At 69.9% G+C, this 23,220-nt stretch carries 14 protein-coding genes; 10 read left to right on the top strand and 4 right to left on the bottom strand.

What is annotated here, in order from left to right; translation table 11 throughout:
* Window positions 1-11: 11 nt before the first annotated feature.
* Together ACFP2T_RS32680 and ACFP2T_RS32675 are read right to left on the bottom strand one after the other, a co-directional pair.
* Window positions 12-5,966, bottom strand: a complete 5,955-nt coding sequence (locus ACFP2T_RS32680; protein ID WP_377428601.1) for a HEAT repeat domain-containing protein — start codon at window positions 5,964-5,966, stop codon at window positions 12-14.
* 254 nt (window positions 5,967-6,220) lie between these two features.
* Window positions 6,221-6,439, bottom strand: coding sequence for a hypothetical protein (locus ACFP2T_RS32675; protein ID WP_377428599.1), 219 nt, complete (start codon window positions 6,437-6,439; stop codon window positions 6,221-6,223).
* Window positions 6,440-6,644: 205 nt separating this feature from the next.
* Here ACFP2T_RS32675 and ACFP2T_RS32670 point away from each other — a divergent pair, with 205 nt between their 5' ends.
* The 4 genes from ACFP2T_RS32670 (at window position 6,645) to ACFP2T_RS32655 (ending at window position 12,090) form a co-directional block, all read left to right on the top strand.
* Window positions 6,645-8,192, top strand: a complete 1,548-nt coding sequence (locus ACFP2T_RS32670; RefSeq protein ID WP_377428598.1) for a golvesin C-terminal-like domain-containing protein — start codon at window positions 6,645-6,647, stop codon at window positions 8,190-8,192.
* A gap of 716 nt (window positions 8,193-8,908) precedes the next feature.
* Window positions 8,909-10,336 carry an arylsulfotransferase family protein gene (locus tag ACFP2T_RS32665; protein WP_377428596.1) on the top strand — a complete coding sequence of 476 codons (1,428 nt, stop codon included), beginning with the start codon at window positions 8,909-8,911 and terminating at the stop codon, window positions 10,334-10,336.
* A 16-nt stretch (window positions 10,337-10,352) separates the two neighbouring features.
* Window positions 10,353-11,393: a type III polyketide synthase gene (locus ACFP2T_RS32660; protein ID WP_377428594.1), complete on the top strand. Its 1,041-nt coding sequence runs from the start codon at window positions 10,353-10,355 to the stop codon at window positions 11,391-11,393.
* 43 nt (window positions 11,394-11,436) lie between these two features.
* Window positions 11,437-12,090, top strand: coding sequence for a sulfotransferase family protein (locus ACFP2T_RS32655; RefSeq protein ID WP_377428593.1), 654 nt, complete (start codon window positions 11,437-11,439; stop codon window positions 12,088-12,090).
* Between the two features lie 304 nt (window positions 12,091-12,394).
* Here ACFP2T_RS32655 and ACFP2T_RS32650 read toward each other — a convergent pair whose 3' ends face one another.
* Window positions 12,395-12,799 (bottom strand): YkvA family protein, encoded by a 405-nt coding sequence (locus ACFP2T_RS32650; protein WP_377428591.1) that lies wholly within the window; start codon window positions 12,797-12,799, stop codon window positions 12,395-12,397.
* Window positions 12,800-13,036: 237 nt separating this feature from the next.
* Here ACFP2T_RS32650 and ACFP2T_RS32645 point away from each other — a divergent pair, with 237 nt between their 5' ends.
* The 5 genes from ACFP2T_RS32645 to ACFP2T_RS32625 all read left to right on the top strand — a co-directional run bounded on the left by ACFP2T_RS32645 (window position 13,037) and on the right by ACFP2T_RS32625 (window position 21,867).
* Entirely contained in the window at window positions 13,037-13,783 is a 747-nt protein-coding gene (locus tag ACFP2T_RS32645) for a hypothetical protein (RefSeq protein ID WP_377428589.1), read from the top strand.
* 650 nt (window positions 13,784-14,433) lie between these two features.
* Complete coding sequence (locus tag ACFP2T_RS32640) at window positions 14,434-17,307, top strand: ATP-binding protein (protein ID WP_377428587.1); 2,874 nt, start codon at window positions 14,434-14,436, stop codon at window positions 17,305-17,307.
* Window positions 17,308-17,567: 260 nt separating this feature from the next.
* Window positions 17,568-19,778 carry a tetratricopeptide repeat protein gene (locus ACFP2T_RS32635; RefSeq protein WP_377428585.1) on the top strand — a complete coding sequence of 737 codons (2,211 nt, stop codon included), beginning with the start codon at window positions 17,568-17,570 and terminating at the stop codon, window positions 19,776-19,778.
* A gap of 3 nt (window positions 19,779-19,781) precedes the next feature.
* Window positions 19,782-20,612 carry an AAA family ATPase gene (locus ACFP2T_RS32630; RefSeq protein WP_377428584.1) on the top strand — a complete coding sequence of 277 codons (831 nt, stop codon included), beginning with the start codon at window positions 19,782-19,784 and terminating at the stop codon, window positions 20,610-20,612.
* Window positions 20,613-20,763: 151 nt separating this feature from the next.
* On the top strand, window positions 20,764-21,867 hold the full coding sequence (locus ACFP2T_RS32625; RefSeq protein WP_377428582.1) for a hypothetical protein: 1,104 nt from the start codon (window positions 20,764-20,766) through the stop codon (window positions 21,865-21,867).
* On the opposite strand, the gene ACFP2T_RS32620 is transcribed toward ACFP2T_RS32625, so the two are convergent.
* Complete coding sequence (locus tag ACFP2T_RS32620) at window positions 21,847-22,608, bottom strand: MerR family transcriptional regulator (RefSeq protein WP_377428580.1); 762 nt, start codon at window positions 22,606-22,608, stop codon at window positions 21,847-21,849. The two genes, ACFP2T_RS32625 and ACFP2T_RS32620, sit on opposite strands and share 21 nt — an antisense overlap.
* A gap of 405 nt (window positions 22,609-23,013) precedes the next feature.
* Between ACFP2T_RS32620 and ACFP2T_RS32615 the strand changes: the two genes are divergently transcribed.
* Window positions 23,014-23,193: a hypothetical protein gene (locus tag ACFP2T_RS32615; protein ID WP_377428578.1), complete on the top strand. Its 180-nt coding sequence runs from the start codon at window positions 23,014-23,016 to the stop codon at window positions 23,191-23,193.
* The last annotated feature ends 27 nt before the right edge of the window (window positions 23,194-23,220 follow it).

The raw sequence follows: 23,220 nt of genomic DNA, 5'->3' as shown, positions 1-23,220 counted from the left end.
CGTCGACCGGCTCAGCCGGCCGTCGACCGGCGCTCCGAGTCGTCGAACAGCCGCAGCACGAACGCCGCCAGCTCGTAGAGCAGATGCTCCTGCTCGTGCTCCGTCAGCCCGCTCAGCGGCTTGCTCGGCGGGTTGAACGCCTGGAAGCCGGCGACCTCCGGCAGGCTGGTGAAGAGGCTCGGCTTGACGATCAGCGGCAGGATCCGGCAGCCGTCCTCCCGAGCCGCCCGCAACATCGTGGGCAGCTCCACCTCGTCCACGAAGGCCGAGGCGAAGAAGTCCGCGGTCACCAGCAGGATGGCGGCCCGGGCCCGGCCCATGGCCGCCTCCAGCTCGTCGCGCCACATCTCGCCGGCGCTGAGCCTGGTGTCCGCCCAGACGTCGACCAGGCCCCGCCGGACAAGCGGCTTGAGATGCTGATCGAGGCGGGCGAGCCAGTCGGCGTCCCGGTGGCTGTAGCTGATGAAGACCTGGCTCCGACGCGGGCTGATCCGCTTCCCCACCGCCTTCGCCAGCTCGTCCTGGCGCTGTCGGCGTAGGTAGATCAGAAACTGCGGATCCTCGATGATCAGCTGGCGGGCCCGGGCGTCGAGGAAGAGGTGTTCGTCGAGCTGGTCGTGCCCGTTGAAGCCGCCCGGAAAACGGCGGAGCAGGTGCAGGTCGATCGCGGCCGAGAGTCGCGGATCCTGCTCGGCCGCCTCGTCGAGCGACAGTACGCCGTCGGTGGCCGCCAGCATCAGCAACAGTTCGATGCATGCCTGCTGCCGTTCACCGTCGAGTGCCGCGAACGACCGCACCACCTTCTGGTACCTCGCCGCGAGTGTCCTTTCGACCTCCTGCAACGCCTCGTCAAGCCCTCGCTCGACGGACACCGATCCGAACTGGGTCTGTTCGATGCCGTTCTGGGTGGCCAGGTACCAGCAGAGCATCTGTGCGGTACTCAGGCTGCCGCGGGAGAGTTCGACGATCTCCCCCGCCTGCGCGAACGACACGTTGAGCGCCGCCTCGCCCTTGCGCACCATTTCGAGGATCAGCGCGTCGGTGGCGGTCGGTACCTGGAAGATCTGGATCCGGGTGGCCAGGTCCGACGCGAGTTCGACGAGGTGGCGGCCGGTCCCGGGGATCCCGACGATGATCAGCCGATCGTCGCGCGACTCCTCGTCGGCCAGCAGCTTGAGGTGATCGGTCAGGGACTCCCGCAGTTCCGGCGCGAGCCGGTGAAAGTCGTCGATCGCCACCACGCCCCGCCCACGCGTGGTCGGAAGGGTCCTGATCGCCTCCACGTCGTCCCGCCGTCTGGCGCTGAGTACGGGGATTCGCAGGCCCCGCTCACGTTCGAGCCGGACCGCCCGCTGTAGGACCGTGCTCTTGCCGATCCCGGACGGCCCCTCGATCACGATGCCCAGGCCCGGCTGGCGCAGGGCCATCCGGAACATCGAAAAGTTCGGTGGCTCCACGAAGGTCAGCGTCGGAATGCCGTTCCGCTTGAAGACATCGCTGAGCTGATACGTAAAGATGACGTCACCTCTACTTTTCGTTCCTGGCTGCGACTCGTCGGTGGGGTCGGTCACCTGGCCGGGCAGGTTCAGCGGCGCACCGCCCCCGATGCTGGGCAGATGGTCGGAATCCGCGCCGGGGAGCCAGGTGATGGCCTGACCCGCGTGGCGCCGGAACCCGGGATCCGGGTCGCTGCGGGCGAGTTCGGCCAGCAGGGCGCGGGTCTGTCCGTCGTCGCCGAAGTGGGTGCCCAGGGCCAGGACGGCGGTGGCGCGTACCGACCAGTCCTGGTCGCGGAGCCGTTCGGTGAACAGTTCGCGGACTTCGGGGTGTTCGGCGAGGTGTTCGCCGAGGACCCGGAGCACCGCGCGGCGGACCTGTACGGCGGGGTCGTTGCCGGCCCGGTCGATCAGTAGGTCCCGGACGGCCCGGTCGGTACCGAAGAATTCGCCGAGGACCCGTGCCGCCGCGACGCGGATCTGCATGTCCTCGCCGCTGGCGCGGATCGTCAGGACCTCGCACTGCTCGGCGTCGGTGCCGGACCGGGTGGCGAGTTGGACGGCCGCCTCTCGGAACAGCCCGGCATCGGGGTCGTGTCGGATCCGTTCCAGGAGGGCTTCCCGGGCGTCGGCGTCGATGCCGAAGTGCTCGATCAGCAGGCGTACGGCGGTGAGCCGGACCCGGGCGTTGCCGTCGCCACGGATTCGTTCGGCGAGTAGTCGCCGCAGCTCTGCCCGGGAGCCGGTTCGACCGATCAGCGCCGTCGTGGCCAGGGCGAAGACCCTGGCGTCGCGGTCACGATAGGCCAGGTCGAGCAGCACCTGGTAGACCTCGTCGGTGATCGTCGAATCACGGGTGAGGGCGTGCAGGGCGGCGAGTCGGATCTCGGCATCGTTGTCGCTGAGGGCCCGTTCGATGAGGGCGTTCCGGATCGCGGGGCTACGGCGTGCGGTGTCGGCGAGCGCGTTGACAGCGGCGAGTCGCACGAGGGCGTCGACGTCGTCACGGGCGAGTCCGGCGAGTATCTCGGCGACCTCGGTGTCCACGCCGACCCGCTGGGCGAGGGCCTGGACGGCGACCAGCCGGATCCGGGCGTCGTGGTCGCCGTGGGCCAGTCCGCGCAACAGCTCGTTGAAGAAGGGGTCGGCGCCCGCCTGGTCGCTAAGGGCCCGGGCGGCCACGAGTCGTACCTCGGCGTCCCGGTCCCGCCGGGCGATGCTCGCCAACAGGTCACGCGGTGCAGCGTCCCGTCCGAAACTGTCGATCAGGACCTGTAGTGCGATGCGGCGCGCGATCTCGTCGGCATCCTCCCGGCTCCGTTGGACGAGGATGTCGCGGGTGGCGGCGTCGGGGCCGTACCGGGCGATCAGGGCCTGGGCGGCGGCGCGGAGGACCCCTGGGTCGCGGTCGGCACGGACCAGATCGACGAGCAGGACGCGGACCCTGTTGTCGCTGGGGAACAGTTCGCCGAGGACGCGTACGGCGGCGCGTCGGGTGACAGCGTCGGTGCCGGTACGGACGCGTTCGATGAGCGGATTGCGGATCTCGTGGCCGGCGCCGAACCGTTCGGCCAGGACGTGTGCGGCGGTGCGGGTGACCTCGGCGTCGGGGTCGGTCCGAAGGCACCTGACGAGGGCCTCGCGGAGTTTGGAGTCGCCGCCGTAACGATCGCCCGACAGCCGTACCGCGACGAGGCGGACGCCGGGGTGCTCGTCGGCGTGGACGCGTTCGATGAGCAGCATCCGGAGCAGGTCGTGGCCCGGGGGCTTCTCCCGGAATCCCTCGCCGAGGGACTGCAGGGCGGTGAGGCGGACCCCGGCGGATCCGTCGGCCCGGATGCGTTCGATGAGCAGGCTGCGGACTTCGGGATCGGTGCCGAATCGTTCACCGAGGGCCTGGACGGCGGCGAGGCGTACCCCGGCTCGGTTGTCCTCCCGGGCCCGTCTGACGAGCCGGGTGCGGGTGCGGGCGACGGTGTCCCGATGCGCGAGGTTGTCCTCCGCGCCGGCGGTGAGCTGGGCGACCTCGGTGAGGCCGGCGACGGCTGCGTAGGCGGCGGGGCTGTCGTCCATGGCGCCGAGTACCTCGTCGAAGAGGTCGTCGATCCGTTCGGCCGGGGTGGAGAGCATCGCGGCGAGCCGGGCCGCGTGGGTGGAGACCGGATTCCAGACGATCCGGACACCGCGCCGGCGGTACCAGGAAAGGTAGATCTGCCGGCCCGGCCAACCGGGACCGATCGCCTTCACGGCGGGCAGGATCCTCTCCTCGATCAGTCGGGCGGTTTCCCGGTCGTCGATCGAGACGCAGTGTTCGAGCAGCAGGACCAGTTGTCGAAGTAGCGCCTGCGCGGGCCCGGCGGCGGCCGGCAGGTCGCGGACCTCGGCGAGGCACTGCACGGCGAGGGCCAGGTTCCACGGCGGTGGAACGAATTCGCCCGGTGGCCAGGACTGGTTGACCTCGACGGTGAGCAGCTGGATGAGCTGCGCGGTGTGGTTCTGGTGCAGCGCGCCGGCGAGCAGCCGGAGGACCTCCCGCCAGGACGGATCGGCCCAGTGCTGGCGGAACAGGTCCTTCAGCTGCTCGAAGGAGAGGACCTGGTCGTACTGGAACCTGGTCAGGATCGCGTCGGCGCAGAAGAACTCCAGGAAGGCGCGGTGCACGAAGCCGTACAGGTGCGGTCCGTACCGGCCGAGGATGAAGTCTCGCTCCCGGAACTGATTGATCATCGTCAGCGCCATGGCCCGGGCGGTGGAGGGGTCGCGTCGGTACCGCTCGACCAGGTACTGCTCGAAGACCTCGCTCAGTTCCTCCCGGTCGATGTAGTTCACGGTCAGGCCCCGCTCGACCGACTGCATCCGGTACGCCAGCCGGCGGAGCAACTCCTTCCTGTCCTCGGTGTCGAGGAAGTTGGCCGCCGGGGACTGCTCCCGCAGGTGCCGATCGGTGTCCCAGTGCTCCACCAGGATGGTGGCCGCGTGGTCGTACAGCCGCCACCGCTCCCGGGGCAGGGCCTGGTGCCTGCCGATGATCGCCAGGATCGTCAGCAGCAGCGGGTTTCCGGCCAGTTCCCGGATCGCGGGTGAGTGCCGCATCGCCTCCAGCGACCTGGCCTGGAGGAACCGCACGTCGTCCGGCTGGTCCCTGGCGGTCAGCCGGTACCAGTTCGACAGGAACTCCGCCGTCTGGTCCTCGGTCAGGTCCTGCAGGGTGTAGTGAGTGAACCCGACATCGGTCAGGACGCGCCGGGAGTAGCCGATGATGCGAGAGGTGACGATGATCCGGACCTGTGGGTACTCGGCGGCGAATCCGGCGATCTGTCGGGCCACATCCTCCCGCCGACGCCGGTCGAGCACCTCGTCCAACCCGTCGAAGATCACAAGCGTCCGGCTACCCAGGCTGAGATGCCGTTCCAGCAGCACCCGCTCGATGCCGAGCCCGTCCGTCTGGGCCTGGTCGTCGAGGTAGTCGAGAAAGTTGTCGCATCTGCCCTCGGCGACCAGCGTGGCGTAGACGCGCACCTCGATCAGCAGCGGCAGGTGGTCGGCGAGCGCCGCCAGCCGGATGTCGGTCGGGCCGTCGGTGAGACTGAGCGCCAGGTACCGGGCCGCCGTGGACTTGCCGGAGCCGGGATCGCCGAGCAGCACGATGGCCCGCTGGTCGGGCCCTCCGAGTACGTCGAACAGCCGTCGCAGCGGCTTTGCCCGGTACGACTCGTGCAGATGCACCAGCTCCTGCGGGTCCACCTCCTCGGGCAGGTCCTCGGTGCCGATGCGTCCGTCGGACTGCATCCGCTGCCGCCACTCCCGGGGCAGTTCGGCCGGCGGGGGATCCTCGCGTACCCACTGCTCCACGAAGACGGACATCAACTGGACGTGCAGGTATTCCTCGGCCTGCTCCGGCGTCAACGCGTCCAGGTCCAGCACCCCGTAGTGCTGCCGCAGCCGACTGAAGTACTGCCGTAACGTTTCCTGGCTGAACAGTTGCAGACCGCCACCGGCCGGCCGGTCCTCATCGGTCAGGCAGTTGGCTACCGCCACCGTGACCAGGGCGGCCAGGTCGGCCGGATCCCGGAACGTGCTGCACATGTGCCGGTCGACCAGTTCGGCCCGGAGTGCCTCGATCTTCTCCGCCTCCGAACCACGGTCCATCAGGCTCCGCGGCCAGGGCGCTTCCTCGTCCAGGAGGAAGATCAGGCACGGCTTGCCGTCGGCGACCGCCGCCCGATACTCCAACTCGGTGATCGACCGGTCGTACCCGTCCGGGACGAAGCCGTAGCGCCAGGCGAAGATCCCGACGTAGATGTCACACTCCGCGACGTCCGCCAGGCAACGTTCCAGCGGCCGCCGGTCCTCGGCCACGTACGACTCCATGGCCACGTCTTCGACCCGTAACCGCCGCAGCGCCAACTGGACCGCAGCACGAAACTCCTGCAGGTCTCTGAACGTTGCCGAGACGTAAACCCTCGTCACTGGCGCTCTCCGGGTCGAGTGCCGGGCGTGACACAGAACGTAGCATCTCCGACCACAGAGGAAACCCGCCTCGACGGCGCCGGTGTTGGGCATAGTCTCCGCAACGGTCACGGCCGGATGATCCGGGTACGACGTAGCCGGCCCGACCAGACCGGCCGACAAAAACACCTGCCCGCGCGCCCTGTACGTAGCGTGCTGATCAAGTGGTCGGCGGTACAGGGGATGTCAGGCAGCAGACGTGTTTGCTGACAGGCTTACAACCCGAAACGACGCTTAAGCTCGGCAGCGCGACGAGCCAACCGGGTCGACTGGGTGAACTCGGCGATCGACCCCGCCTCGATGACGGCGGCACCGGCCTCGTCCCGTTCGCCGGCCGCAGCGTGCGCGAGCCCGAGGTGCACCAGATAGTCGCCGACCCACTCCGCGCGGCGGGCACCTGGCTCCCCCGGATCGACTGCTATGGGTCGCGGCATGGCGTGCTCCCACATCAGGGCTGGGTTGTCGGCGGCCGTACGCCCAGACGGCCACTTCGGACCGTATACCGATCCGTCGCGAACCGTGACGGTCGTGCGTACGGCTGGTGACGAAGATTCTTGCCATAAGCAGAGTGGCAGGCGACAATATCTTTCGCGATATCCGTCAATGTTCCATCTCGCCACTGCTCTCGCAGGAGACGCCATGCGACGACCAGCCCTCGCTGTCCTGTTGTCCGCATCGATCGCCCTCGTCGGTCTCGGTGCGGCGCCCACCCCCGCGGTCGCGGTCATCGCCGGACCCGACGTCGGCACGCTCGCGACCACGGCGCTCGCACCCGGGCTCTCCCTGAGCAACACGACGGCGACCGGTCCCAATCGGATCAACATCCTCACCGCGAACCTGGCCGAACCGACCCTGAAGCCGAAGTACCTCAATCCGGGCACCGTCGGCGCCACGGCCACCCTGACCACCCAGGCCAACCGGGTGGGGGCGATCGCCGCCGTCAACGGAGACTTCTTCGACATCGGTGTCACCGGGGCGCCACGCGGCATCGGGCTGGACAACGGCACCCTGCTGGGCGGCCCGGCATCCGGCTGGAACAACGTGGCCGCGCTGTACGCCAACGGCGCGGGCAGCCGGGGCGGCCTGGCTCAGATCTTCCTCGACGCCAGGGTCACCCTGCCCGGTGGCACCCAGCTCACGGCCACCAACCTCAACTCGCCGAACATCGCTGCCAACGGCATCGGCGTCTACAACTCGCTCTGGGGCGACGAGGCCCGCAGCCAGGTGCTCGATGGCGCGACCCGCGCCCGCGAGATCGAGATAACGGCGGGTCGGGTCAGCAAGGTCAGCACCACCGCTGGCGGCAAGGTGGCCGCTGGCACCGTCGTCGTGCTCGGCGCGAACGCCGGTGCCGATGCCCTGGCCGGAGTCGCGGTCGGTGACGCCGTCACGGTGAACTACACGCCGCGCGGCGGGGACGGAGCGGCGCAGGTCGCGATCGGCGGCAACCTCGTACTGGTCAGGGACGGGGTGGCGACCACGGAATCGCATCCGCGCAATCCACGGACCGCCGTCGGCTTCTCCGCCGACGGCCTGAAGATGTGGATGGTCGTCGTCGACGGCCGGGCCACCAACAGCGTCGGGATGACCTACGTCGAACTGGCCAACTACATGAAGTCGATCGGCGCCGACGACGCGATCAATCTCGACGGCGGTGGGTCGAGCACCATGGTCGCCCGGATGCCCGGTGACACGTCGGTGTCGGTGCGCAACACGCCGTCGGATGGCGCACAACGGCTGGTGCCCAACGGAATCGGATTCGTCTCCACCGCCCAGGCCTGGAGTTCCACGGTCGACAACACGACCGCCGGCCGGTTCACCGCGAGTGCGAACTGGGGCACGTCGGCCTACTCCAGCCAGCGGTACGGCACCGACTACCGGTTCGCCGACCCGGTCCTGTCCAGCGATGTCGCCTGGTACAAGGTGAACATCCCGGCGACCGCCAGTTACGAGGTCTCGGTCTGGTATGCGGCCGACCCGGGCTACAACGACTCGACCCCGTTCATCGTGGCCACCACCACCGGCAACCAGACGGTACGCGTGAACCAGCGTGCCAACGGCGGCCGGTGGGTGTCGCTCGGGGTCTTCTCGTTGGCCGCCGGGGACGGAGACAAGGTGGGGGTGAGCCGGTGGACGTCCGGCACCGGTTACGTCATCGCCGACGCGGTACGGGTCACGCCGGCATGAAAGTGGGTATCGAGCGGCGTCGATAGCGGGGAGTTGCCGGCTGCCGTGGGCCCGACCACTACGAAGGCCGACCTGGCAAAGCTGGCGTTATCACGTCACCCTCAGTGTCCGCCGCCCATGCCTTCCTCACCCTGCGCCGGCTCGCCCGACCAGAAGCGACAGCGCCGCCGTGACCCTGCACGCGGCACTCCGCGGACTTCAGCACCTACTCATCCGCCTGGCCGGCGGCCGGGTCGGTTCGGCTCGACGTGTCGTCGGCGCCCGCCCAGCCTGCAAGACCTACTTTCCCACACGGGAACCGCGAGACCAATACCGACCACGACAAAGCGTTACTAGACCTTCAGCGGCGGACCTGGTGGCGTCCGGGGCTTGCGACCGGCAGACCGCGTTTCTCTCACGCTTGCACCGACTGGCTGGCCCGGCGGGATGTTCGTCGCCGGGCCTCCGGGAGGTGGTGCCACATAAGCCGGCCAACTGTTCCTTGGATGCCAGGACGCCCTGAAGTGCGCCTGGACCACGGACTTTCCGCCTGTTCAACTGCGGACAAGGACATATTGACACTCATCCAGATCTGTTGCATGATCCTCTCGGATCGCCCGAAATTTACCTCGTCAGACACTTATCGTCGACATCCGCCCGGTAGCGCATCCATTGTGTACATAAATTCTGGGGAGGCAACCCGCGTGAAGAATCCATCGCCTTCAGTGCCTCGCTCTTTGCTCGCCAGGGTCGCCTGGCTGGCGGTGTGCGTCCTGGCGTTGATCGCTGGCGCCACACCGGCGGTAGCGGCCGACGAACCCCCACCGCCACCGCGGGAGCAACGGCCCGCGCCCGTCACGGTGCAGACCCTGCGACCCGGAACCGCACCTGGCCTGCTATTCCTCGCCCCGCAAAGCACGCGGGACGTCTACCTGCACGGCCCGCAGATCCTCGACAACCAAGGGCGCCCAATTTGGTTCCATGAGATCGACGAGGGGGCGTTCGCGACCAACTTCCGGGTCCAGACTTATCGCGGCCAGGAGGTGCTGACGTGGTGGGAGGGCGGTGCCAACAACACGGGACAGGGTTGGGGCGTCGGTTATATCGCCGACAAGAATTACCAGATAATTGCTACCGTCGGCGCTCCCGATGATCGGTTGGATTTTCACGAATTCCGGCTCACTGAGCGGGGGACGGCCCTCGTCATGCTGTTCCGGACGCGGCCGTATGATCTTACGCCGATCGGCGGACCGCCGGATGCGAACATGGGGGAAAGCGGGTTCCGGGAAGTCGACGTGGCGACCGGCGAGGTGATCCGCGAATGGTGGAGCCTGGACCACGTCCCGCCCACCGAAAGCTACGTGACGGGCTCGGTACTGGAGAAAAGCTACTTTCACATGAATTCCGTCGCCCTGGACGTTGACGGCCACTACCTCCTCTCAGCCCGACACACCAACACCGTTTACAAAGTGCACCGGCAGACGGGCGAGATAATCTGGCGACTTGGTGGGCGGCGCAGTGACTTCCAGCTCGACGACGGGGCCACCTTCAGCGGGCAGCACGACGCCGAACCAGAGGGTCGGAACATCTACCGAATCTTCGACAACGCGCTCACAGAGTCCCAGCCGGGCAACGAATCGCGGGTCATCTGGCTCAAGGTGGATCCGCTCCGCAAGGTCGCCAAGCTCGTACGCGAGGTTAGGCACCCGGAGCGGATGTCCGTGGAGGCGGAGGGCGGCAGCTTCCGCCTCCCGAATCACAACACCATCGTGAGCTGGGGAAGAAGCGGACGGGTCTCCGAGTTCACCGCCAGTGGGTCGCTCGTCTTCGACGCCGCGCTGCCGCCAACACACAGCACCTATCGGGCTTATCGCTTCCGCTGGCACGGGCGCCCGCTGACCGGTCCCACGGTCACGTTGGCGGGAGACGGCACCACGGTGAACGCGGTCTGGAACGGCGCGACCGGCGTTGCTCGTTGGCGGGTGTTGGGCGGTCGAACGGAGACCAGCCTGAGGCCCATCGCAAACGCCGCCTGGAACGGGCTCGACACGTCGATAGGGCTTCCGGACGGCGTCGGCATGGGCCTGAACTACCTCCAGGTGCAGGCGTTGGACAACTGCAGCAGGGTCATCGGCACTTCGCCGGTCACTCCGGCCGGGCACTGAACGGGGGGGAAAAAACATGCCGGCGGCACGAATAGTGGAAGTCTCCTTCCAGACACCACCCCTGGTGGAGATGGGGGAGTTTGCCAGCCACTTCGCGGCGGATCCCGGCGGTGACGTGGTCGCGCAGGTTGTCTCCAACTCGGCCATCGCCACCAAGGGAATGGCGGTGAACGCCCTCATCGAGGATCCACGATCGTGGACGACCGGACAGCGGATGGACCGCAGCCTGAGCGAGGCCAGAACTCTCGGCGCCCAGACGATCTCCCGGGCCCTGACCAACGCCGGCCTGCACCCGGAGGACGTCGGACTGTTCACGACGGTGACGACCACCACGCACTCCGCACCCGGCCTCGACGGCCTCGCCGCCGAGCTGGGCATGCGCAGCAGCGTCCAGATCCTGTCGCTGGGTCCGATGGGCTGCTACGCCGCGCTGCCAGCCCTGTCCACCTGCGCGGACTGGGTGACCGTGCACGACCGGCCGGCGGTGCTGCTCGCCGTCGACCTGTTCTCGCCACATATCCAGCCGCCCCCGTACAGCAAGGAGGCAGCCGTCATCCTCACCCTGTTCGGCGATGGCGCCGCAGCGGTGGTTCTCCGCCCCGGGCGGCCGGGACTGCCCGGCGTCGACATCGTGGACGTCGAACAACTCACCGTCCCGCAGTACGCCGAGGACCTTCAGGTGCACGCGGGCGATCTCGGGATGCGTATCCGGCTGTCCGCCTCGATGCCCGACGTCGTGTCGTCCGCGGTGGGGGAGCCGGCGAAGGCACTGCTCACCCGCAACGGAATCGGCTGGGACGAGGTCGCCTGGTGGGCCGTACATCCGGGCGGCCGCCGCATCCTCGACCAGGTAGAGGATGCGCTCGCCTTGCCGGAAGCCTCGGTGCGGGCGTCCCGCGCCGCCATGGGCGCGTGGGGCAACACTGCGGCGCCTGCCGTGCTGGGCGTACTTGAGCGGCTATTGAGCAGTGCGCCGCTCGAGTCCGGCCAGCACGGCGTCGCGCTCGCTTTCGGCCCCGGAGCCACGATCTGGTCCCTGCTCCTACGCGGTGCATGAGGATCACGCTCGCGATCGCCGTCATGTCCAAGGGAGAGAGAGCATGCTGCACGTCATCGGTGCCGGCTTCGGACGGACAGGCACCACATCGCTCAAGGCCGCGCTGGAGCGGCTAGGGCTCGGTCCCTGCCACACGATGCTGGACCTGTTCTCGCATCCGGAGCAGATACCGCTGTGGCTTGAGGCAGCGCGTGGGAAGCCGGTGAACTGGACGCAGGTCTACGCGGAGTACGGATCGACGGTCGACTGGCCCGGGGCGCGGTTCTGGCGCGAGATAGCGGCCGCGTTCCCGGCTGCCAAAATCGTCCTGACTGCCCGCGATCCAAAGGCGTGGTACGACAGCGCCCGCAGCAGCATCTACGCCGCGGCCATGGAACCGTTACCCGCGTCCGGAGCGGATCCGGTGTTCGCAAGCCTGTGGCACATGTCCCGGGAGGTGGTCTGGGACGGTGTCTTCGACGGGCGCTTTGACGACCGGGAGCACGCCATTCGGGTGTACGAGGAGAACAACCGCCGGGTGATCGAGGAGGTCGACGCCGACCGCCTACTGGTCTTCGAGGTGACCGAGGGCTGGAAACCACTCTGCGAGTTCCTTGGCGTGCCCATCCCAGACGAGCCGTTTCCCCATGCCAACGACCGTGCTGAATTCACGGCGAAGATCCACGGACGCAGGACCGCCGCAGACACTCCCGGATAGCCACGGCACGGCCATCGACCGCTTGTCGGTGAATCGTCTGACACTGCCTCTCGGCAGGACCGTCGGCGACCACGGCGCTCACCTGCTCCTCGACCACGGAGTGAACAGCGCGTAACGAGCATGCCTTCCACGTCGCCCGACCGGCTGGGCGGTTGGCTGGGCCCGAAGAGCGGCTGTCACCTGCTGCGCGCCTTCGAATCGCGGTGAGTAGGGAGATCAGAAGGCCGGCGAGGATCGCCATGGCTCCACGCGTACGCAGGTTGTCAGACCTTGGCACGGCGAGCGCGCAAACCAGTCCCTCCGGTCAGGACTGCGGTCTCGATCCGGGTACCGCTGGCCGCTTCGGTGGCCCTTCGAGTTTCGGCTCCATCGGTCGATCACCAATAATCCCGTGCTTTCTCGCCAGATGTCCGATGTAGGTGATCGCCCCGACGATGACGCCGATGTCGTCGAGATAGATGGGGTCGGGAAGGACGTCGACCGGAAAGATGCTGTAGACGATGGCGGCCCAGAAAGCGACCTTTCCCTGTACGGGCATCATCTCGGCCCGGACGAGCCGGCCCATCTTGAGAAGCTTCACGAGGAAGTAGATCGCGACCCCCAGCACAGCGACGAGGGCCACCCCGAGCGCGATCAGAAGCGCGACGTCAACCGACGAGTCCACGAGTCTCCCTTCAACTGTCACGGAGAACAACCCTGTGGCTGCCACTCGGCGTTGCTCCTCCGTCAGGCACCAAGATTACCGGCGTGATTTCGTCCGTACGGCGACGAACTCACCTGCACGATCAGTAGGCTTTACCACTACCCATCGTCCGGGCGATCCGAAACAACCGAGTAGCGATCGCTCGATCAGTCGGGGCGCCGACGGGGGTACGTCCGAGCCGGGCAGGATTGGACCGCTGGCCAGCGGGTACGCGGCGGATCTCGTCTTTCCTGGGGGTGGCACATGTCGGAACGGCACACCGTAATGCGCTCGATCCACGATCTCGGCCTGGCGGCCTGGTTCGGGGGCTCCCTGATGGGAGCGATCGGGGTCAACGGCGCGGCGGCGAAGGTGAGCGACTCGACGCAGCGACTCGGGGTGGCATCGGCCGGCTGGGCCCGGTGGACACCCGTCAACGCGGCGGCGATCGGCGCCCACGTGGCCGGCGCGGCCGGTGAGTTGATCACCGAGAGTCCTCGGGTGTTCGCCCAGTCGGGTGTGGGGCGGATGAGCGTCGTCAAGACCGGGCTCACCGTCGCGGCCCTTGCGGTGACGGGCTACAGCCGGCTGCTCGGCATGCGGCTGGAAAAGTTCAGTGGGGTGCCGGTGACGGGGGTGACCGAACCCGATCATGGGACGCCTCGACAGCTCGCCTCTCGGCAGCGCCAACTGAGGGTGTTGCAGTGGGCCGTCCCGGCGCTCACCGGCGGGCTGATCATCGTCACCGCGCTTGCCGGTGAGCAGCAGAAGCCCGGCCAGGTAGTCAGGGGAGTCCTGAAGCGCATGAGCGGGCTGACCGCCATGTCCAAGGGCATGCCGACGGTGATGACGAAGGGTTTGTCGAAGGGAAGGTCGAGGGGCGTGCCGATGGCGTTGTCCAAGGGGATGTCGAGGCGTATGCCGATGGCCATGTCGAAGGGCATGCCGATGGGGATGCGCAAGGTCGGCATGCGCGTGGGGCAACAGGCCATGGCGAAGGTGCGGCACTGACCGATCCGGCCAATGCCACGCTGGACCCGGTTCATCCGGACGAGATTGATCTCGTTCTTGCGGACCGCGATAAGGTTTCCGTCGTATTTGTGACCAGAACTTTCCGGTGGGCGAGGCGAGCGGCGGCGGGCATTGTGCCGAGGAGCGACAGTGCCCGCGATCGTCAGTTCGGTCACATCGGCAGGACGGATCGCGTGGACCTGGGGACCGAAAGTGGATGGCTGGCATCGGTTCCGGCGGCAGTGGGAGCAGTTTCCGCGCATGCCCGAACCCCTACTGGACGGGACTGTTCCAGTGCACTGTGGAATGGTCCCGCCTGCGGGACCGGCCCGTCTCGCATTCCGGGAGGTGGTGCGGCTCAAATGTCACTAAGTTGGTCAGCCGGCGGGCGCTACCCGGAAGCCGTGGATCGCTATCGACACCCCCAGACCGGGTCGCAGGTACTGGCCCGATGCCCAGCCCACCAGCCCGACCCGGCAGGCATGTCCCGCATCGTGGAAACGTTGGACGATTGGACGCCATAGATTCCCGTCGCGCCGGTGTCAATGGACTGATGACTGCCTATAGTCCGGCCTGATCGGTCTGGCATGGATAACGGTCAACGCGGTTACCTCGGGACAGGTTGTTCGCATGTCCATGGAGGTGCCGGGGTGCAGGTCGAATCGACATCGGAGCCTTCCACTGTCCCGAAACAGACGACAACCGGGATCAGCGAGCTTGTCGGGCGCCAGGACGACCTGACCCGGATGGTCGATCTGCTCGACGAATCCGTATCGCGGGCGCGTTTCCTGGTGCTGGAGGGGGAGCCCGGCATCGGTAAGAGCAGACTCGCCACCGAGTTCGCGAAGATCGCCGGCGACCGTGGCCGTACCGTGCTGCTCGGGCGGGCGACCGAATTCGAGCGCTTCCTGCCGTACGGTGTCGTGCTCGACGCCCTGGCCGCCGTACCGGATCATCGGTCTGACCTGCACGTGTTGCTGGACGCGCTCGCGCTGCCGGAGCCCGACGGCGGCGGCGACCCCGGTCCGGGGGGCGGCGCTCCGGCGACGGGCGCGGTCGAGCGACACCAGCGGCACCGGCGGCTGCGCAACCTGCTCACCGCGGTCGCCCGGCCCACCGGGGCGTTGCTGGTCTTCGACGACGTGCAGTGGGCCGACGACGCCTCCGTGGAGTTTCTCGGATATCTGATGCGGCATCCCCCGGAGGCCCGGGTCACCGTGGTGCTCGCGTTCCGCTCGGAGCAGTGCCCCGCGCGGCTGGCCGAAGGACTCGCCCACCTGGTGCCGGTACCCACCCGGCTGCACCTCGGCCCGCTCTCCGGCGCCGACGTCGACCAGTTGCTGCCCGCCGAGCCGGCGTCCCGACGCCGGCTGCTGCACCAGGTCAGCGGTGGCAACCCGTTGTACCTGGAACTGCTCGCCGGCACCTCGACGCAGGTCCTCGGCGCGCTGCGCCGGGGCGACTTTCCCGACGAACCGGTGAGCGCGGCCCTGCACGGGGCGATGGCGGTCGAGGTGCGCGGGCTGGCGCCGACCGAGCGGCTCGTGCTCCAGGCGATCGCGGTGATCGGTCCCGGTCTCGACGTGGCCGCCGTGGCCGCCGCAGCCGAGCTGGATCCGCTCCGGACCACCACCACACTGGACGCGCTTGTCGAACGGAACCTGCTCCGCCAGGTCGGTGGGCAACTGGACTTCCGGCACTCGCTGGTCCGGGCCGTGGCGTACTGGATGGCAGGTCCGGCGTGGCGACTGGGCGCGCACCGCCGGGCGGCGGCCCACCTGGAGCGCTCCGCCGCCCCGCTTCCGCTCCGGGCCCACCACCTGGCCAAGGCCATCGAGCCGGGCGACGAGGCCGCCGTCGAGGTGCTGGCGATGGCGGCCAGAAGCACAATGGGTACGGCGCCGAGGAGCAGCGCCGCATGGCTGCGTGCCGCCCTGTCCGCCCTGCCCGACGGACCGGGCCACGCCGACCGCCGCGCCGATCTGCGGCTGCTGTTCGCCAAGGCCCTCGGAGTCACCGGACAGTTCGACGAGGCCCGGACCGTGTTGCACGACCTGGTCGCGGTCGCCGGTCCCCATCGGCACGCGGCCGTCGAGCAGTTGGCCGTCCTGGAACGGCTCGCCGGCCGGCTCGACGTCGCCAGTGCGCTGCTCAGCACCGAACTGGAACGACTCGACGTCACCGGTGCCACCCAGGCGATGCTCCGGCTGGAACTCGCCGTGACCGAGATGTTGGCCGGTCGCTGGCGCGCCGGCGCCCGGCACGCGGGCAAGACGATCGAGCGGTCCCGCTCCGGCGGGCACCGGGGCATCGAGGCGGCCGCGAGCGCCGTACTCGCCGCCTGCGTCGTGGCCAGCGGTCCATTGTCGACCGCCCGGGTACGGGTGTCGTACGCCAAACGGATGATCGACTCCCTGGGGGACGTCGCACTCCGGGACGAGCTGGGGGCGATCGCCCTGCTCGCCTGGATCGAGGCCATGCTGGACCGGGTCGACGACGGGCTCGCCCACGCGGAACACGGCATCGAGGTGGGGCTGCGGTTCGGCCGGATCCATGTGCACCCACTGCTCTACTCGGCCCGCTCGGTCCTGTACGGCGCCGTCGGCCGGGTCGACGAGGCACTGCGGGACGCCGAGGAGGCGGAAGAGATCGCCCGGTGGCAGGGCAGTGCCGAGTCGGCGACGCTGGCCGCGGCGGTCCGGCTCCGCCCACTGCTCTGGCTCGCCGGCCCGGACGCCGTACGCCCGGCACTGGACCGGCTCAAGGGCAGTGCCGCGCCACGGTCCACGCTGTATCGGGCCGTCGTACAGACTCACCTGGCGGAGGCCTGCGACGCGGTCGGGGATCACGCCGACTGCCAGCGTCTGATGGCCGACCCGGACACCTACCGCTGTCTCGGACCGGCCGAGGCCACCATCCTCGCCCTGCGGGCCCGTTCCGTCGGCGTGCACGGGGCGATCGACGGATCGGGGGGCGACCCGCCGCAGGTGGGGCGCTGGCTGACCCGGGCCGCGACCATCGCCGGCGACCTGCCCGCCCGGCTCGGTGCGGTCGGCATGGCCAGGGCGGCGCTGTCGCTGGCGCAGCACCGTCCGGACGAGGCCGTCGGGCAGGCCGCCCCGGCGATCAGCCACTTCACCCGGGCCAGCATGCCGGTGGCTGAGGGGGAGGCGCGGATGCTGCTCGCCGAGGCGCAGTTCGGGACCGGGAACCCGCACCTCGCCCGCGAGCAACTGGGCCGGGCCAAGCGGCTCTTCTCCGGCAGCGGCGCACGCTGGCTGGCCGGACAGGCGGACCGGGCCCAACGTCGACTCGCCGCCCGGCTGCCCCGGCAGCGTACGGACGGGCCGGTCACCCTCTCGGCCCGGGAACGGGAGGTCGCCGAGCTGGTCGCGCAGGGACTGACCAACCATCAGATCGCCGGTCAGTTGGTGCTGAGCCCACGCACCGTGGAAACCCATGTCACCCGGATCATCGCCAAGCTCGGCGTTCCGTCCCGGGCCGCAGTGGCCCGCCAGCTGTGAACCCGGGTTAGGTGTTTCCCCGGATCCTAAGTCAGTCGTCCCAGGTGCACAGTGAGGCACTGATCGTAGTGAAGGAGGTGAATCTCGTGTCGCATCCGTCCCGGGGCCCGCCCCGCCGCCGCACAGGGCTGGACGAACTCGTCCGGTCGGGTCGGGCCCGCGACGCGACCGGACGACGTCCGGCCCCGGGCGGAGCGCACAAGCCCCGGCTCCGCACCGTCGAGACGTCACCGCCGAGGGAATAGCACAGGGAGACGAGCATGCTCCAGACGCCGCACCGTTGGATCCGCGCGCGGCACGGGCACGACCGCCGCCGAGAACTCGCCGCCGGTGCCACCGGACCGCTGCTGGCCAGCCTCGACGCCCACCGGCGTCGCCGGGGGCCGTACACCGCTGCCGGCGAGCTGTTGCGGACACTGGTGCCGGAGGCATGGCCGAGCTGGCCCGAGTTGGTATCCCGGCACGAAGTGGAGATCCTCGCCATCGCCCCGGAGCTGCGGGACCTGCTGCCGGCCCCCCGGCACACCCCGACCGCACCGGCGGCGCCCGGGGAACGGATCTGCCCACACCCCCGGCCCGGTACCCTGCGGTTCGCCCACGGGTTGGTCGAGTTCCTCAACGCGTACCTGGACCGGCTCGGTGGTGGTCGCCGCGATCTGCTTGTCGACAATCTGCACGAGGCGGACCCGACCGACCAGGAGCTGTGCGTCGTACTGCTGCGCCGGGCCGACCGGCGCCTGCTGCGCCTGCATCTGGCCACCGGTACCGACCCGTTCGGCGATCCGTTCGGCGATCCGTTCGGCCCGGTCAACGTGTCCCTGCCGGCGGCGCTGCACCGGCACACGATCCCGGTGCGGGTGACCGCGAGCGAGCTACCGGGGTTGCCCGCGCCGCCGACGCCGCCCGGCCGGGAGCCGGCCGCCGTCGATGATCTGGCCGCCGCCGTCGATCTGGCCACCGTAGACGATCTGGCCGCCGTCGAGGACCTGGCCCGCCGGTTCGTCGCGACCGACGGCACCGACGACGATCCCCGGGTACGGGACGCCTACCAGCGGCTCGACCCGGAGCGGCGGGCCCGGCTGCACGACGAACGGGCCGCCCGGTTGACCGGTACCGGCGACCGGTCGCTGCGGTGGGGGGCGCTCGCCTACCACGCCGAGCACGGCGGTGACCCGGCCGGCGTCGGCGCCCGGGCCCTGCTGGCGGCCCTTGACCACTGCGTCGACCAGGGGTTCCACCACGCCGCCGTCGACTATGGACGGCGCGGCCGGGCGCTGGTCGACTGGACCGGCCATCCGGAGCACTCGTGGGCGCTCGTCAGCCGGATGACGACCGCACTGGCCGAGCTCGGCCTGCCGGAGGAGGCTCTCGGGCTGTACCAGGAGGCGCGGGCGTACTCGAGCAGCCCGATGGTGCACCTCCGGGCGGCGTACGGGACCGCGATGCTGCACATCCGGCACCTGCCGAAGGGAGGTCAGGACCGGGACGCCGCCCGGGGCTGGGCCAACCTGGCCAGCGCGCTCGCCCAGTGCCTGCCCGACCCGGTGACCCGGGCCGTCGAGACCGCGTTCCAGCAGAACGGGCTGGCCTCGGTCGCCGTACACGAGGGTCGGCTGGGCGAGGCGCTGCGGCTGGTCGACGCCGGGCTCGACGGGCTCGACCGGGAACTCGGCGCGACCGGGCACGGCTGGCTCCGGTCGATGCTCACGCACCACCGCGCCCGGGTGCTGGTGGCGCTCGGCCGGTACGACGAGGCACTGTCCGACGTCGAGACGGTGATCGCCGCCGACCCGGGCCGCCCGGAGTACCACGTCGACCGGGGCGACCTGTTACGCCGGCTGGCCCGCCCGGCCGAGGCGATCGTCAGCTACGAGCGGGCGATGGATCTGTCTCCGCCGTTTCCGGAGGTGTACCACCACCGGGGTGAGGCCCGGCTCGCGCTCGGTGACGTCGCCGGTGCGGAGGCGGATTTCGGCTACGTGCTGGAACTCGACGAGTCCCAGCTGGACGCGTACGTCAACCGGGCGGTACTCCGCTACGACCTCGGCGACACCGACGGTGCCTGGCAGGACGTCGACCACGGGCTGGCCCTGGAGCCGGACAGTCCACGCCTGCTCTGCGTACGGGCTCAGCTTCTGATGGTTGAGGATCCGGGGGCGGGTGAGGCGGCGCTGACCGAGTTGGTCGACGCGCACCCACAGTTCGCCGACGGCTGGGCCGCCCGGGGCGTCGCCGGTTACGAGCGTGGCGACCTGGCCGCCGCGGCCGCCGATTTCGACCGCGCGCTGGCGCTTGCCGACAACCCCGCGACCCGGTTCAACCGAGGCATGGCACTCGTCGAGGCGGACCGGTACGAAGAGGCACTCGCCGACTTCACCGAGGTCCATGCCGCCACCGGCGATCCGGCGGCGCGCAGACAGATCGGGATCTGCCTGGACCGGCTCGGCCGGGCGACGGTGCGGGCGGGCTGAACGGTGACACTGACAACCGACCATCAGCGGGCGGCGCCCTTTGTCGGCCGGGAGGCGGAACTGGCCGTCATCCGGGCGGCGGTCGCCGCGCTCGACGCCGGACGGCAGGTGATCGTCGAGGTGATCGGTGGAGCGGGTACCGGCAAGTCCCGGCTCATCGCCGAGGCGCTGCGCCGGATCGACCGGCCCGGCACGGAGATCTTCACCGGAGCGGCGGCAGAGGCGGAGCGCCAGATACCGTTCCACGTGTTCCTGCACGCCTTCGGCGACGAGGCGGCAGAGCACCTGGGGCCGGGGAACCAGTTGTGGGCCGAGGTGGCCCTGCAGGGCTGCGGCGGACTGCTCAGCGTCGCGCGGTTCCAGCTCTACCGTGGATGGCGGCGGGCGGTCGCCGACCGGGTGGGGACAGGGATGGTGCTGGTCCTCGACGACCTGCACTGGGCGGATCCCGCCTCGGCGGAGCTGATCGACCACCTGGCGCGGTATCCGGTCCGGGGCCCGCTGCTGCTGATGCTCGCCGGGCGGCCGGGTACGCCACTGCCCCGGCCCGCCCGGTGCGCGGTCGGCGACGCGGTGTCCCGGCGCATCACCCTGGAGAGCAGCCCTGCGGCGGTGCCGGACGTCCCGGACCCGCTGGCGCTGTTGACGTCGCGGGAACGGGAGGTCGCCGAACTGACGGCCACCGGTGCCACCTCCCGGCTCATCGCCCGGCAGTTGCAGGTCAGCCCCCGCACGGTGGACGCGCATCTGATGCGGATCTACCGCAAGCTCGGCGTCGCCTCCCGGGCCGCCCTGGTCAGCCTGCTGGCCCGAGGTCCGGGCTGGCCGGGCTGATCCCGCCGGCGCCGGCCCAGGCGACGGTACGCGGATCCGGGCGACGATCTGCGGATCCAGGCGACGGTCCGTGGATCGGGTGACGGTCTGCGGATCCGCGGCGACGTTCTCCCGGTGCTCCGGGGGCCGTCCACTGGACTACCGTTGTCCGATGCGGATCGGCTGGCGAGGCGTGGTCGGTGTCGGTTCCGCGATCGGTGCGACGGTGTTCTGGGCGATCGGGCTGGCGGTGCTGCAACGCCTGTCCGAGCCGGTCGGCCCGGACGCGTACGCCGAGAACAACACCTACTGGGTGCGGGACCTCCGCTTCATGGCCGTCATCGTGGTGGTACTCGGGCTGCTGCTGGCGTTCGGTGGTGCCCGGGTGAGCGTCGGGCCGATCCTGGCCCTCGGCGTGGCGTGGATCGCCGCCGACATCGCCCTGGACCGGGCCGGTCCGGCCGGTGCCGCCACGGCTGTCATTCTGGCGGTGGTCGGCTGTGTGGCCGTCCTGACGGTGGCGCTGTCGCTCGCCCGACGAGCGCAGTCGGGCGACGATCGCGGGGCGGGTCCGGGCGACGATCGCGGGGTAGGTCCGGGCGACGATCGTCGGGTGGCGGGGCGCGACCGCGTGGTGCTGCTCGTGGTGGCCTCCGTCGGAGCGGCGCTGGCACCGTTGGCGGCCGCGATCGAGTCGCCCACCGACACGGAGTCGGCCCTCACCCCGTCCGCCGTGATCGTCGGCGTGCTGCTGGTCGCGACCACCGTGGGGGCCGCCCTCGCGCTGGTGCCGGCGGGGTCGACCGGCTACCGGATCGGCGCCGGTACGCTGGCGGCCCTCGGCGGTGCCGGCGTGATCGCGGTGCGGCAATTCGCCCCACCCGGCCAACTCGTCCCGATGATGCTGCTGGCCACGGTGCTGATCGGCGGGGTGTCGCTGTTGACCTCGGCATCGTCGGGCCGGCGGCCACGGTGGCGCCGTCAGGTGCCGGTGTTTCTCGCCGTGCTGGTCGGTTATCCGGTCCTGACGATGTTCTCGCTGCTGTTGACGGTCTTCGGCGTACCGGTCGCGGCGTGGTTCACCGCGCTCGCCGGCAGTGCCGAGGTCAACGCCGCCGACTCGGACACCCTGTACGCGCTGATCGGGCTGGCCACCGGCCTGATGGTCGGTGGACTGCTGACCCTCGCGGCCAGGGATGCCCCGCCGGCCGGCGGTGACTCGGCCACCGGCGCGGCCCCGGTCGCCGGAGGCGTCTCAGCGGCCGGGGCCGCCTGACCCGTCCGGCTCCTCGACGTGCCGCTCGACGGGTGCCGGCCCGGCCACGAACTCGGCCATCGCGGCCTCGCCGGAGTTCTCCGCCACCACCCGGAACGCCTCGCTGAGCAGGCGGATCAGGCTCTGGGTCAGCGCGGCGGCCTCGTGGTCCGACTGCCCCCGGGCGGTGGCGGCGGATCCCGGCCGACGCATCGCCAGCATCCGGGTGCCGGCGTCGCGGACCAGTTCCTCGGCGACGAGACGTAGCTCGTCCAGGACCTCGCTCAGCAGGGTCAACCCGGCTGGTACCGGCACACCGGCGTGCTGGAGATCGAGCGCCGGCTGGACGGCCCGGGCCCGCGTCACGGTGACCGCCCCGTCCGCACCGTGCGCCAGCACGCCGTGCCGGGCCAGGGTGTAGACGATGGCGGGATGCTCGCTGGCCAGCCGGGAGAGCGCGGCGGTCAGCGGCTCGGTCGGCGGTGTCGCCGCACGTCGTACCCCGAGCATCGCCTCGATGGCCACCAGGTTGAAGCCCTGCCGTTGCAGCAGCTTGATGCTCTCCAGCCGGCGTACGTGTCCGGCGGCGTAGTAGGCGGTACGGCCGTGCCGGGTCGGGGGTGCGAGCAGGCCCCGGGCCTGGTGTGCCCGGATGTTGCGGGGTGACATTCCGACCACCCGGGCGAGGCTGTCGATGGTGTACCGCTCCGGGGGCGGCGCGGCCGCGGCACGGTCGCCGAGGTGGGAGGCGGTCGCCGTCACGGTTGCTCCTTCCATCGGGTGGCAGGGCGAACGTACCCAATGGGGCCGGGCGGCGGATATAGGTGAAATTACTACATCCGGGCGTGCGGAACCGCTCACATCATCGATGACTCCCGACTGCTCGGGCATCCGCGCGACCCCGTCGGCGGTGCTGGTCGGCGGTGCCGGCCGGAGTGGAGCGGCCTTAGGGCGGCGGAGGCGGAATTTACTGTCCGTCTCGTTCTCCCGAAACAATTAGTTATGGTCGGTTAGGTCCCGGTTGTCGCCCCGTCTGCGCGTCGTCCGCGCGGCGGAGGCGCTGCCGAGCACCACGGCCGCGAGCACCACGGCCGGGCGACCGGCCGGGGCACGACGGCGGGTGGCGGCGGCCTCCGGCCCGGAGGTCCACGTCGAAGGGAACGGGGCATGTCTGACGGACGAGTCGGTGACCTGGTGACCGGTGTGATCGGTACCGCCGCCGGCACTGTCGTGGACCCCAAGCAGGGGATACGACAGGTCCGGAGCCATCTGACCGTGCCGGTCCTGATCGCGGTCGGTGTTGTCGTCGGCTACCTGCTCGGCCGCCGGATGCACCGGCAGCGCTGAGACCGCGACCGCCGGCCAGGCCCACGA

Source organism: Plantactinospora solaniradicis, from assembly GCF_042658085.1.
Taxonomy (GTDB): Bacteria; Actinomycetota; Actinomycetes; order Mycobacteriales; family Micromonosporaceae; genus Plantactinospora; species Plantactinospora solaniradicis.
This window is presented reverse-complemented; position numbering and strand designations above follow the sequence as displayed.

Coding starts and splice junctions, on each gene's coding strand:
- ACFP2T_RS32670 (WP_377428598.1), top strand. CDS start 6,645: ATGCGACGACCAGCCCTCGCTGTCCTGTTGTCCGCATCGATCGCCCTC.
- ACFP2T_RS32655 (WP_377428593.1), top strand. CDS start 11,437: ATGCTGCACGTCATCGGTGCCGGCTTCGGACGGACAGGCACCACATCG.
- ACFP2T_RS32660 (WP_377428594.1), top strand. CDS start 10,353: ATGCCGGCGGCACGAATAGTGGAAGTCTCCTTCCAGACACCACCCCTG.
- ACFP2T_RS32625 (WP_377428582.1), top strand. CDS start 20,764: ATGCGGATCGGCTGGCGAGGCGTGGTCGGTGTCGGTTCCGCGATCGGT.
- ACFP2T_RS32635 (WP_377428585.1), top strand. CDS start 17,568: ATGCTCCAGACGCCGCACCGTTGGATCCGCGCGCGGCACGGGCACGAC.
- ACFP2T_RS32615 (WP_377428578.1), top strand. CDS start 23,014: ATGTCTGACGGACGAGTCGGTGACCTGGTGACCGGTGTGATCGGTACC.
- ACFP2T_RS32675 (WP_377428599.1), bottom strand. CDS start 6,439: ATGCCGCGACCCATAGCAGTCGATCCGGGGGAGCCAGGTGCCCGCCGC.
- ACFP2T_RS32645 (WP_377428589.1), top strand. CDS start 13,037: ATGTCGGAACGGCACACCGTAATGCGCTCGATCCACGATCTCGGCCTG.